The organism is Neobacillus phoenicis (assembly GCF_047302305.1).
Lineage (GTDB): Bacteria > Bacillota > Bacilli > Bacillales > Cytobacillaceae > Neobacillus.
This window is the reverse complement of the sequence record NZ_CP154847.1, coordinates 3,221,417-3,234,277: the sequence shown is the minus strand read 5'-3', so window position 1 is coordinate 3,234,277 and position 12,861 is coordinate 3,221,417. Positions and strand designations below refer to the sequence as shown.

At 34.9% G+C, this 12,861-nt stretch carries 9 protein-coding genes and 2 pseudogenes; 10 read left to right on the top strand and 1 reads right to left on the bottom strand.

The genetic code is table 11. The features are described 5' to 3' along the window. Positions 1-2 precede the first annotated feature (2 nt). The 7 genes and pseudogenes from AA0X95_RS16720 (at position 3) to AA0X95_RS16690 (ending at position 6,880) form a co-directional block, all read left to right on the top strand. Positions 3-1,387 (top strand): annotated as a pseudogene (locus AA0X95_RS16720) (dipeptidase). A 301-nt stretch (positions 1,388-1,688) separates the two neighbouring features. After that, positions 1,689-1,889 carry a cold-shock protein gene (locus AA0X95_RS16715; RefSeq protein WP_042463323.1) on the top strand — a complete coding sequence of 67 codons (201 nt, stop codon included), beginning with the start codon at positions 1,689-1,691 and terminating at the stop codon, positions 1,887-1,889. Between the two features lie 468 nt (positions 1,890-2,357). Beyond that, the gene (locus AA0X95_RS16710; protein ID WP_413299743.1) at positions 2,358-3,128 is read left to right on the top strand and encodes an NUDIX domain-containing protein; all 771 of its coding nucleotides are present in this window, start codon (positions 2,358-2,360) and stop codon (positions 3,126-3,128) included. Between the two features lie 15 nt (positions 3,129-3,143). Further along, positions 3,144-3,838: pseudogene (gene pnuC, locus AA0X95_RS16705) on the top strand (nicotinamide riboside transporter PnuC). After that, positions 3,839-4,855, top strand: coding sequence for a multifunctional transcriptional regulator/nicotinamide-nucleotide adenylyltransferase/ribosylnicotinamide kinase NadR (nadR, locus tag AA0X95_RS16700; RefSeq protein ID WP_413299741.1), 1,017 nt, complete (start codon positions 3,839-3,841; stop codon positions 4,853-4,855). A gap of 305 nt (positions 4,856-5,160) precedes the next feature. Next, on the top strand, positions 5,161-6,102 hold the full coding sequence (locus AA0X95_RS16695) for a hypothetical protein (protein ID WP_413299739.1): 942 nt from the start codon (positions 5,161-5,163) through the stop codon (positions 6,100-6,102). A gap of 13 nt (positions 6,103-6,115) precedes the next feature. Then, positions 6,116-6,880: a hypothetical protein gene (locus AA0X95_RS16690; RefSeq protein WP_413299737.1), complete on the top strand. Its 765-nt coding sequence runs from the start codon at positions 6,116-6,118 to the stop codon at positions 6,878-6,880. A gap of 339 nt (positions 6,881-7,219) precedes the next feature. On the opposite strand, the gene AA0X95_RS16685 is transcribed toward AA0X95_RS16690, so the two are convergent. Then, positions 7,220-7,462, bottom strand: coding sequence for a glutaredoxin family protein (locus tag AA0X95_RS16685; RefSeq protein ID WP_413299735.1), 243 nt, complete (start codon positions 7,460-7,462; stop codon positions 7,220-7,222). A 209-nt stretch (positions 7,463-7,671) separates the two neighbouring features. On the opposite strand from AA0X95_RS16685, the gene AA0X95_RS16680 reads away from it, so the two are divergent. The 3 genes from AA0X95_RS16680 to AA0X95_RS16670 all read left to right on the top strand — a co-directional run bounded on the left by AA0X95_RS16680 (position 7,672) and on the right by AA0X95_RS16670 (position 12,807). Further along, a complete protein-coding gene (locus AA0X95_RS16680; RefSeq protein WP_413299733.1) occupies positions 7,672-8,559 on the top strand; it encodes an EVE domain-containing protein in 888 nt (295 codons plus the stop codon). 278 nt (positions 8,560-8,837) lie between these two features. Beyond that, on the top strand, positions 8,838-10,658 hold the full coding sequence (locus AA0X95_RS16675; protein ID WP_413299730.1) for a DUF262 domain-containing protein: 1,821 nt from the start codon (positions 8,838-8,840) through the stop codon (positions 10,656-10,658). A 199-nt stretch (positions 10,659-10,857) separates the two neighbouring features. Next, positions 10,858-12,807 (top strand): AAA family ATPase, encoded by a 1,950-nt coding sequence (locus AA0X95_RS16670; RefSeq protein WP_413299728.1) that lies wholly within the window; start codon positions 10,858-10,860, stop codon positions 12,805-12,807. Positions 12,808-12,861: the final 54 nt, after the last annotated feature.

Here is a 12,861-nt window from a genome sequence, read left to right as displayed (position 1 = left end):
TAATGAGAAAAGGTGATCACTTGAGTAAATTATCTGAAGTCTTATCGAATAATCATAACGAGAATGTCGAGGAGCTTAAAGAACTGCTAAGGATTCCAAGCATCAGTTCCTTATCCGAGCATAAAGAGGACATTCAACAAGCAGCTTCATGGATTGCGAATAAATTAGAAAACATTGGAATGAACCATGTTGAAGTTATCCAGACAAAAGGTCATCCGATTTCTACGCGGACTGGCTTCATCAGGAAAATGCCCCAACAGTGTTAGTTTACGGCCATTATGACGTACAGCCTGTTGATCCTATTCATTTATGGGAAACGCCTCCGTTTGAACCAACGATCCGTGATGAAAAAATCTTTGCCAGAGGGGCAACCGACGACAAAGGTCAGACATTCTTACATATTAAAGCAGTTGAGACATTATTAAAATTAGAAGGTAAATTACCGGTTAACGTAAAATTTTGCATCGAAGGGGAAGAAGAAATTGGAAGTCCCCATCTTCCGCCGTTTTTAGCCGAAAATCAAGAAAAATTAGCCTGTGATGTGGTGGTGATATCCGATTCTGATATGTGGGATCGAGGCATCCCTGCCATTACCTATTCCTTAAGAGGGCTTTGTGCACTGGAGTTTTCGCTAAGAACAGCTAATTCTGATTTGCATTCAGGCATGTTTGGAGGTGGAGTTCAGAACGCAAACCTTCTATTGGTAAAGCTTCTTTCTACGCTTCACGATGATACGGGTAAAGTAAATGTGGACCATTTTTATGATGATGTCGTGGAGCTGTCCGATTTTGAAAAGGAACAGATTAAAGCATTGGGTTTCGACGAAGAAAAGCTAAAAAGGTCGTTAGGGTTAACGGAATTAACAGGAGGAGAAAATAATTTTCCTTACCCTGAGAGAATCAGTTCCCGGCCAACATTAGAAATAAACGGATTATGGGGCGGATTTCAGGGAGAAGGAACAAAAACGGTGATCCCGAACGAGGCTCATGCCAAAATCACCTGCCGTCTAGTCCACAATCAAAACCCTGAAAAAATTCAGGAATTGATAAAAAAGCATCTTGAGGAACATGCACCAAAGGGATGTACCGTGAAAGTGGTTCTTGGCGATACGGGGAATCCATTTTTAACGCCAATCGATAGTCCGATGATTCAAAAAGCGGCCGAAGCGTATGAAACCGTTTATGGAAAGTCGCCTGTTTACAAAAGAGAAGGTGGTTCCATTCCTATTGTATCGGATTTCAACCAATCACTACATGCTCCGGTTGTCTTAATGGGATTCGGTTTGCCAGATGAAAATCTTCATGCTCCAAATGAACACTTTAACCTAGTAAACTTTGATAAGGGTATCTTAACAATTTGTTCCTTTTTAGTACTTCTTAATAAGTAAAATAGTGCCTGTCACTACCTACACAATTGAGTGCTGACAGGAACTATGATTCAGGGTTTAAATCCATTTTTGGTGAATCGCGACCAATTATTAAAATAAGGAAATGAAGATTCAAAACTTGGTGTCATAAAACAGTTATGTGGTCTCTTCTTGCAAAGTACTACTGAATGATGCTATAATTTAAAAGAATTATTTTTGTTCGGTGTAAAGGATAGTATAAGATTAACTTTTCGTCTTGATGATCACTGAGTGCAAGGATAGTACCAAATTGTGTGCAAAGCACACAGCAGGAGGAAACAAAATGGAACAAGGTAAAGTAAAATGGTTTAACGCAGAAAAAGGATTCGGATTCATCGAGCGTGAAGGCGGAGAAGACGTATTCGTTCATTTCTCAGCGATCCAAGGCGAAGGTTTCAAATCTTTAGACGAAGGTCAAACAGTTACATTTGACGTTGAGCAAGGTCAACGTGGAGCTCAAGCAGCTAACGTACGTAAAGCTTAATAATAAGAACAAACAAATAAAGCAGACTCTTTATAGAGTCTGTTTTTTTTTTTCTTCTTACTAGAAACTGGCTGTGTCAAACTTACCTGTTGATTTCCGCTCAAATCAAGGGGGTGTAAATAATCAAAAATATCCTTAAAACAGCCAAAAAAAAAGGAGCCCCACTCATTAATGAGCAGGGCACACATGTAAACAAGTAAATCAAATGGTAAACAGATTGTACCACATAATCACGAATTCTCCTAATTGCATTTCAGAAAAAAGTCAAATCTATCAATGGAATGGAATCATAAACGGATATTTTTACCAGTTAAATTTCAAACACAGAAATCAACATTAAATCAGCTGGTAAATATATTTTCATTTAACGACCCGCGAAAATACTTAATAATGTATTGACTAAAATGGAAATAGTGGAATATATTGTAATTAACAATTAACAAAATGTTAATTAAAGAGGTGATGTAAATGATAACAACGAATAAATTTAAAACACCTGATGGATATACCAGCGACATAGCTGTATTTACGATCACATCTGAGATGATTGGCGAGTATAAACCCCCATTAAAAACATTGAAAATCATGCTGATTAAACGAAGTGAGCACGGTCATGAAGGCAATCCAAAAGTCGAAGCTGGGAAGTGGGCATTACCAGGTGGTTTTGTCCGCCCAGATGAAACTGCTTTTCAAGCGGCAGAACGCAGGCTTTTGGAGGAAACAGGTGTCGGTGGATTACGTATTAAACATTTTGGTGTCTATGATGAACCCAATCGTGATAGTCGGGGATGGATCATCTCCAACGCGCACTATGTCATTGCAAAGGAATCTGCCTTAAACAGTCGTAAAACAACCTATGATGCTATGGAAATAAAGTTATTTCCAATCGAAGAAGCACTAGATCTCGACCTGGCATTTGACCATCGCAAAATTATTGATGATGCCATTTGGTTTATTCGAAAGGATATGGCGCTAACCACCTTGGCGATGCATTTTCTACCTGAAGAGTTTGTCCTTTCTGAATTACAAGGGGTGTTATTAACTGTATTGGATGACCCATCGATCTCGACAGATGCGGCTTTTTTCAGAAAGGCCCCAACACTGCCGTTTATTGAAGTGGTATCGGAAAACGGAAAGCCGAAAAAATCCAATCGCTACTCGAAAACACCTGCACAGCTTTACCGTTTTAATGATGTACAACCGATTGTATCTGTTTATAGAAATAAACTACAAGGGTAAGGGAGAGAAATCGAAATGGGGATTTTTAAAAATTGGTCAAGATTTGAAATCATCTGGTTGCTCACTTTCACGATGGTTAACATCTATTTATTCTTTGCATGGGAAGACTCACTCATCGGCTTAATATCATCAATAACTGGCATGCTATGCGTGGTTTTAGTCGCAAAAGGGAAAATATCAAACTATTACTTTGGGATCATTCAAACAGGAACCTATGCTATATAGCCTACGGTTACGGACTGTATGGAGAGGTGATGCTCAATGCGCTGTTTTACTTCCCAGTGCAATTTACCGGGATTTATCTGTGGAAAAAGAACAAAACCGACAATGGAGTGAAAGGCGAAGATGTCATAGTTAAGAGTCTTACGAAAAAGGGATGGTTTTATACCATATTATTGATGTTAACTCTTATAGTGGGTTATGGATTCTTCTTAAAATTCCTAGGCGGTAAAGTAGTTTGGACGGATTCAGCCACAAATGTATTATCGATTGCAGCACAAATCTTGATGTTAAAACGCTATACAGAACAATGGCTATTATGGATCTCTGTAAACATCCTATCCCTTTTCCTATGGATAACTGCTCTCGTTACGCAAGGTGGTAATGATTTCTCCATGTTAGTGATGTGGTCAGCATTCCTGGTAAATAGCATATACGGGTATATCAACTGGAGAAAGTTATCGATCAAACAAGTGCAGGAGGCGGCGTAAATGACAGTTGGTTTTATCGGAGGAAAGTTCCTTCCACTACATCTTGGCCATGTGTATGCCATAACCTATGCCTCATCAATGGTGGATGAACTGTACGTTATTTTATCACATAGCGAATTACGAGACAGTGAGCTCTGCCTGGATACAAAAATGGATTATATCCCAGCTAACATTCGCTTGCGCTGGCTTTCCCAATTAACAAAAGACATGCCGCATGTAAAAATAATAGCCATTGAAGATGATCAAGATAATGACAACTACAACTGGGCTGAAGGTGCTCACCTCATAAAACAGAAAATTGGAAAGCCGATTGATTACGTCTTTAGTTCTGAAAATGGATATAATGATATTTTTAAAGAGTTATATCCAACTTCTAAACACATACTGATTGACCCGATGCGTACGCATGTGAACATTTCGGCTACTGCCATTCGTAAGGAAGGTGTTTTTAGGCATTGGGAGTTTATCCCTACTATTGTCAGGCCTTATTTTGTAAAAAAAATCGTAGTAGTTGGTACAGAAAGCTGCGGAAAATCAACCCTAACGAGAAACCTCGCGAAAATTTATAATACAACTTACGTTTCAGAATATGGCCGAACCTTTTGTGAAGAATTAGGTGGGTGTGACGGTATCTTAGTTTCGGAAGATTATCAAAAGATTGCCTATGGTCATAAGATAGAAGAATTTAAGGGCATTGAACAGGCCAATAAGCTAGTATTTATCGATACAGAAGCTATCGTTACTCAATTTTATTCAAACCTCTACAATGATGAACATCAACCGGTGCTTGATGAAATGGCCAAACTACAAGATTATGATCTTTGGCTACTCCTTGAACCCGATGTGAAATGGGTGGATGATGGGTTAAGAGTGCATGGAGAGGAAACAGTCAGAGACCAAAACAATCACCACTTAAAGGCAATATTAAAGAGGCATAACATTGAGTACCATCTATTAAAAGGAAGCTATGAAAATCGATTAACAGGTGCAATGGAGTTGATTGAACCGTTACTATAGGGTTGCAAATGATATTCCGCAAGCAATGATATAAAGATGGCTTGGGGAATTTTTCAATTAGAGACCACATTACAAAAAGACAAAATGGCGAACAGTTAAAGTCACTGTTCGCCTTACAAGTAATCTACAATTTATTCAATGATCCTCTTAAATGCGTTTCATTATAGAATAAATTGGATTATAGTATCTAATAATATTTTACTATTTTTAAAGATTAAAATAGTTTTATTATTGTATAATTTAATTGTCAAGTAATACATGTATTTGATGATAATAAACAAAAATTAATTATCAGAGGTATAAACATGAATCAAAAGACTGAATTAAAACAAGGGGAGCAGTCAACTATATTCCCTTCATCGCCGTATCAGCCACAAAAACCCGAAACCATTAGTAGTTTAACATCATATAAAATTTTATTCTGGAATGTTGAAAAGAAGGACCTGAGTGAAGAAATCGGAGAAATAGCTAACCACCACAAAGCTGATTTCATTTTAATTGGAGAATTGATAAGTAAGGATACTAAGAAATATAAAGCTGAATTAGAAAAAAGTGGTTATAAGCTTAGGACAACCTCTACTGCAAAGGTTAAAATTTTTGACCGTTTTTCTTCTAGTCCCCAAAAAACTGTTAGTATACCAAAAGATGACGTTCATTATTCACAAAGAAATCGAATAACAAGCATGATATATAATATTAATGGTCATAAAGTTCTTTTGGTTGGGATTCACTTGTTTTCAAAAGCGTCAATGAAAAGGGAATCAAGCCGTTTGAACTTTGGTGGTCTAACCCTAGACGTTATTAAATATATTGAAGATCAGCATAAAATTGACAAAACAATTATAATAGGGGATTTTAATATTAATCCATTTGAATCGGGAATGATTGATTTCTTTGGCATGAATGCAACGATGTCAAAAAATATTGCACTACATAGAGAAAGAATTATTTCAAAGCAAAAGAAACGTTTTTTATTTAATCCTTCATGGGAGGTTTATTCAAAAGTAGGTGAATTAAATAAACCAGTAGGAACTTACTATTTTGAAGACACTTACGATACATTAGTTCCTTACTGGAATCTTTTAGACCAAGTATTAATTAGTCCAAACCTAGTACATAACAGTTTAAGTTTTGAGATAGTTTCAAGTGCAGGGGATAAGGTGCCAACATTACTGAATGAAAAGTTTCTCCCTGATGCTGAACAGTATTCGGATCATTTACCTATATTGTACAAAATACAGTTTTAATGGCGGTGAACCAATGAATATCAAACACTTTAAAGCAGATATGCTTTTAGAAAATGAACAAATAAAAATAATAATTAATCTAATAGATGAATTAGATAAAAAAATAAATATCCCCTCCGATTCAATAAAACGTTACTTGATGTTATACGGGAGTGATAATGTTTCGAATACCTCTCATAATTTTATCTTAGATTACGAAATTCAAAATATTAATTTTCCAGGATATGAATTCTCCTTATTTTCAATAACAGGGATTAAGGTTGAGGATAAATGGGAATTTTTTCTCACTACATTAGATGAAGATGACATCTTTACGGAAGAACTTGAAGATATCCACTCTATAATTTGTAAAATAATACAAACTCAAACCATAAGTACTGTATTAGAGGAAATTTATGATTTAGATTTTGAAATACAACTTGAAAATGAAGATGTTGTTTTATATGAGGAAGAGCGTACTTATAAACAAAACAATAAGGCTCTTAAAAAATATGACTTAAACAAAATTTTGGGAAATTTACACAAACCTTTAATAAATCCAAGTATAGGTAGGTCTTTACCCAGTAGATATTCTCCAGTGTATTTAAGGGGAGTGAACAGTAATGTAACAGCTAATTACATAAATAAATATCCTGCTAATTTTCAGATACGTTCTTTAAATGGTGAGGATTTTGAAGTGGTAATAGAAGTATCTAAGCAATTCGAAGCGAAAGTTAGCCCTAAAAGAAGTAAGAAAGGTAACCAAAACATAAATACAAGAAAAACAACGCTCCTTTAATAACTTCCCGTAAATAATTAATATAGTAATAGTTAACCAAATAAGGCAAGTCCTTATCTAAAGTAACTTTATGAAGAAACTTTCTCACTATTTTCTATAACTATTCAAAAAAGTTAAGTCAATATGTATTAAACAAGTTGATTCTTTGTGCAAAGGTATTTATTGTTTAAAAAGCAATTCAAATGATAAAATAAAGAATTAGTTTCTAATTCATCTGTTAAAAAATAACAGATAAGTGTTTACTCACTAACCTTTCAGGCTTTCTAGAAACTCTCCAAAGCCTTAATTTTGTTTAATGGCGAACAGAGACAGTCACTGTTCGCCATTTTTCCCACATAATTATATCTCTAATAATTCAGCTAATTTCGATTGATCAAATCCCATGATCACTTCCTCATTGTCTCCATCTTTGATAATGGTTACTGGTGTAGCAGCTGCACCTAGTGCAATAATTTCATTAAGAAATTGATCGTTCTTACGGATGTCTCTATCTTCAAACTCAATTCCATTTTCTTTGAACCATAGTTTCTCGGCATGGCAAGGCGGGCATGTTTCTTGCGTATAAATAATCACTGTTTTCATTTTTACTTCCTCCTTTTCTTAAAAGTTATTGTATCATGGGGACGGACCTGTGGTGTTCAATGAAAATCTATTAGAGTATCTTTTATTTAGAGTCCCATTTTATTACATATTTTCTGTATAATAGAATTGTCGAAATATAGTTCCAAACATATGTATAGTGGAGAAATAAGTCCTAGGCGACAAATAACTATCAGTAGGAGTTTTTGAAGATGATATCAGAACAATCGCAGATTAGGAAACATCAAAATACATGGATTTTCCAAGGAAATCCTGATGATTTTAAAATAGATCAATATATTAGCGAAAACAATGAAATTTGGTGGTCACTGAATCAACAGCATTTTCTTGACCAAATTTCAGAAGGGGATCTTGTTTATATTTGGCGTTCGGATGGCAAGAAAAGAGGTACAGGCGGAATTATTGCAAGAGGGACTGTTAGTGGCGCTCCGAGTTTAGAAATTACACAAAGTACATTCTGGATAAAAAAGCCTAAAGATAATGATAAATATTGTATTTCGATAATAATAGAAAACCACCTGGTTGACGGGCATTTTATACGTAGAACGGAACTAAAGGAACATCCTCAACTTAATGAGTTATTAATACTCCGGATGGCAAACAATACAAATTATTTAGTAAAAGAGGAACATGCAAAATTACTACATAAGCTTTGGGAGAAATATACGAAACTACATATAAAGCAAATGAGAAGAAACGATTTAAAAGATACAGTACGAAATGATTTAGAAGCAGATAAAGCACAATTTGACTCCTATTATAAAGATGGTGAAATGAAAAGCTATTATGGGAACCGTTATGAAAGGAAAGCAAAGAACCGCTTAAGAGCAATAGAGATTCACGGAACTACATGTACAGTATGTGGGTTTAATTTTGAAGAGGTGTATGGTGAACATGGCAAAGACTTTATTGAAATCCATCATAAGCATCCATTAAGTACTCTTGAAGTTGCAATTGAAATTGATCCAAGAACGGACTTAGTACCGGTTTGTTCAAATTGTCATAGGATGTTACATCGAGATAGGGAGCATGTGCTAAGTATTGAAGAACTTAAGTTCTTGGTGAAAAGATGGAAATGATTATTCCGAAGAAAGTCCTAATTAATACTTAACTTACCATTATGAATTTAAAATTATTTTGAGGGATTTTTCTGAAAACTAGTTATATTTTATTAATGGTTATTTTTTACAATAAAATTACTAATTTTATTTCTCGCTTGTAGATTTATAATGGAAGTTTATTTGAACTGTAACGCAACCGATGTTTAGCTTTTGTTTTTCCAGGGGGTATAATAGATTATTACGGTTTTTACACTTATTAGTTTTGATAAACATAATAATTATAAAGGAGGATTTTCATGGGGAGTACTTTTAAATCTAATGATACGCCAGTTTCTGAAATATTACGTTCTATAGAAAAAGGTATAATTCAATTACCTGATTTCCAACGAGGTTGGGTATGGGACGATAATCGAATTAAAGCTCTAATAGCGAGTATTTCAAATTCATATCCAGTTGGGGCATTAATGTTCTTGGAATATAGTGAAGGCGGAAATGTTCGTTTTAAATATCGTCCTTTTACTGGTGCAACTGCTATACATAATCCTGAAGTATTAGTTCTTGATGGACAACAAAGAATGACATCTATCTTTAATGCATTGTTCTCTAGACAGGCGGTCTTGACGAGAACAGATAAAAATAAAGAAATAAAAAGATTTTATTATTTGGACATTGAACGTTGCTTAAATAGTACAACTGAGCGAGTCGATGCAATTATCTCAGTACCTGAGGATAAGATTGTTCGTTCAAATTTCGGAAGAGACATCGAGCTTGATTTAAGTACTAGAGAAAATGAATGCAAAAACAATATGTTCCCTCTAAATATTGTGTACGATTCTATTGAAGCTCAAATGTGGATGAATGATTATCAAAAATACTACAATTACGATCCGATTATTTTAGCAAAGTATGCACAGTTTTTTGCAGATATATTGGTACCTATACAAAGTTATAAAGTTCCGGTTATCACTTTGAGTAAGGATACCCCTAAGGAAGCGGTTTGCCAAGTATTTGAAAATGTGAATACTGGTGGAGTTTCCTTGACTGTGTTCGAGCTAATAACAGCAACCTTTGCTGCAGATAATTTTGAATTAAGAAAAGACTGGGAGAAACGATATAAGAAATTAATTGAAAAGTCGGCCTTATCAGTCTCGAATCAAAAAGAAGCTATATTATCAGTAGTGTCGTCAACGGACTTTTTGACTGCAATAACATTACTGCATCGATATTACGTTAAAATAAATGGTGGAGAAGCCATTAGCTGTAAGAAAAAAGATGTATTAAAACTATCTTTATCTGAGTATCAGCTCTATGCGGATGTTCTGACTGAGGGTTTTATTCAAGCAGCAAGCTTTTTAAAAGAACAACGAATATTTTCTGCAAGAGACTTGCCTTATAGTACACAGTTAATACCATTGGCAGTTATATTCTCCATATTAAAAACAAGAACACAAGATAGCACCATTAAAGAGAAGATTTCAATTTGGTATTGGTGCGGAGTATTCGGTGAAATGTATGGTGGTGCTAATGAAACAAGGTATGCTAATGATGTGGGCGGAATGATAGATTGGATTAATGGTGGAAATGAACCTGATACGGTACAAAGAGCCTATTTCCAACCAACAAGGTTACTATCTCTACAAACCAGGTTAAGTGCCGCATATAAGGGTGTTATGGCCTTAATTTTAAAAGAAGGATGCCTAGATTTTATTAGTGGAAGCGCCATGGATTTTACAGTTTATTTAGATGAAAATACAGATATTCATCATATATTCCCTCGAGCTTATTGTGAAGCGAATCAATTAAATAAAACCAAATGGAACTCAATCGTAAATAAAACGCCATTATTTGCAAGAACAAATCGTATCATTGGTGGGAATGCACCAGGTGAGTATCTAATGAAAATAGAAAAGAGTAATCATGTTGCACGTACGAATTTGGATGAGTATATTAAAACTCATAAAATTGATGTAGATGATTTGAGAAATGATAACTTCGATGACTTCTTTATTAAGCGTGCGAAATCATTATTAGGATTAATTAGCGGAGCAATGTCAAAATCCATTTCTAATTTAGATGGAGAAGATATTATATCATCTTTTGGTGGATCGTTGGATTAATAAAAAATGTATTTCTTATAACAGTCACAAATCGGCATCAATTGATCTTATTTCAAGGAGTTTGATGCCGACCCCTTGTCCAGTAAAGCTGTAATTTAGCGTAATTACATAAAAATTGTTAAAGTTTGTCATTATTAAATATATAATAGAAACACTGGATGGTATTTCCAAGAGTATAGAGAGCTAAGGGGGAGTAGTTTTGAAATTACATAGTTTGAGGATTCAAGGGTTAAGGAAGCATCTTGACACTGAAATTCACTTTGGAGAGAGTACCTTTTTAATTGGTCAGAATAACATTGGAAAAAGTACGGTGTTTAAGGCATTAGAGTATCTATTGACTGATGTAAAAAAACTTGATGATATAGATGAATTTTTTAGTATGCTTGACTCGGAATCTAATCAAAACCGATTGTTAACAGACGAGATTATTTTAACAGCAGAATTTAGAAATTGCCCAGAAGAAGCAAATACTTGGAGAGGTCTTAAGGGAAGAGTGTTTACTTATGACAATTCAAGTTGTCCAGATGAAACTGGTTATAGGATATTTTATAGAAAAACCTTTGAAAAGGGTTCAAATGTTAAAATAGAAATGAAACAACTTAAAAGGAACTTGAAACCTGGTTTTACTCAATGTAGAACTCTTGATGAGTATATCCAAAATGGATTGAGTGAAGAATTGATTTCTGAGGAATTTCCTGGAGCAGAAAGAGGTAGAAATCTAAATGCTGGTCAAAAGAACCAAATACAATTGTTAGATGATCTATATGATATTGATGAAAATGAAGATGAATGGTTCCTGAATCCTGGTGGAATTCCAGGGAACGTTTTATCTCGTTTGCCAAATTTTCTTCTAATTCCTGCCCAAGATAAAATTGATGAACTTTCTGGGACAAGTGGCGCTTTAGTGAAGACATTAAATAGCTTGTTCGAAGAAGTTCGGAATGCTTCTCATAACTTTCAAGAGGCACAAAGGTATCTGGGTTTGCTTCAACAAGAATTAGACCCAGATGATGGAACAAAAGAATTTGGAAGAATGATGAACGAATTGAATACTATTTTGGATGGCGTTTTTCCTAATACAAAGTTACTTGCTGCTGCAAGTTTATCGGATGCAAATAGAAGTATTAAACCGGTCTTTGAAGTTAAGATGAGTAGTAATGTCAATACAAGAGTTGAAAACCAAGGCACGGGAGTTATCAGATCAGCTGTATTTGCTATGCTTCGGTACAGAAATATGCGCGAAAATTTACAAGCTACTTCGCCGCTTATTATTGGTTTTGAAGAACCTGAGATATATCTACATCCTAATGCTGCCCATCAATTACGTGATACAATATATGACTTAGCTAATACAGAAAACAATCAAATTGTTTGTACAACTCATTCTCCTTTTATGATTGATTTGAGTAGAAAATCGGAACAGGTACTAAATCATTTTAGCATCCTAAATGAGACGTATAATTATGGGGGACAACAATATGATGTCCAGAAGATACAAGCAAATCCCTTTAATTTAACTGAATCCTTTCACAACTTAACCCGTGAAGATAAGCCATATGTAAAGATGATTGTTCGAATGGATGATCAAATGGCAAAAATATTCTTCGTTAACAATGTCCTAATTGTTGAAGGTGATACTGAAGATATTGTATTAAGGGAGACAATTCAAAGAATGCCAAACGAAGTAAGAAAAGATATACTTCATAACTGGCATATAGTTAAGGCTAGAGGAAAAGCATCTATAATATCTTTAGTAAAATACCTTAATGCTATGGGTTTACGTCCTTTTGTTATACACGACAAAGATACAGGAACAGCGGGAGCTGAAGTCTTTAACCAACCAATTCTTGAATTAGTAGGTGAAGACCGTATTTTCCCGCTAGAAAATTGTATTGAAGATATTCTTGGATATCCGGCACCAACCTCCGAAAAGCCATTTAGAGCATACAGATATATTAATTCAAATTGGGGTGAGACCTGGCCTGAGTGTTCTTCAGGAGAATGGAAGACACTTGTAGAAAGAATCTTTACAACTTCTTTTGAATTAATTGAAGGTGGAAGAAGGGCACCGAGAAGGGGAATTGCAACTAGAGGAATTGCTCAATTGAATCAACAACAAGTTGAGACTGAACCTATTCACAATAATTAATAGAAGAAAATCCTCAATGTATAATTAAGCCATCATTCTTTTAAGGAAACAACT

Bases quoted from the DNA above. Each gene is read 5' to 3' on its own strand.
- AA0X95_RS16710 (WP_413299743.1), top strand. From the start codon at position 2,358: ATGATAACAACGAATAAATTTAAAACACCTGATGGATATACCAGCGAC.
- AA0X95_RS16690 (WP_413299737.1), top strand. From the start codon at position 6,116: ATGAATATCAAACACTTTAAAGCAGATATGCTTTTAGAAAATGAACAA.
- nadR (WP_413299741.1), top strand. From the start codon at position 3,839: ATGACAGTTGGTTTTATCGGAGGAAAGTTCCTTCCACTACATCTTGGC.
- AA0X95_RS16680 (WP_413299733.1), top strand. From the start codon at position 7,672: ATGATATCAGAACAATCGCAGATTAGGAAACATCAAAATACATGGATT.
- AA0X95_RS16715 (WP_042463323.1), top strand. From the start codon at position 1,689: ATGGAACAAGGTAAAGTAAAATGGTTTAACGCAGAAAAAGGATTCGGA.
- AA0X95_RS16695 (WP_413299739.1), top strand. From the start codon at position 5,161: ATGAATCAAAAGACTGAATTAAAACAAGGGGAGCAGTCAACTATATTC.
- AA0X95_RS16675 (WP_413299730.1), top strand. From the start codon at position 8,838: ATGGGGAGTACTTTTAAATCTAATGATACGCCAGTTTCTGAAATATTA.
- AA0X95_RS16685 (WP_413299735.1), bottom strand. From the start codon at position 7,462: ATGAAAACAGTGATTATTTATACGCAAGAAACATGCCCGCCTTGCCAT.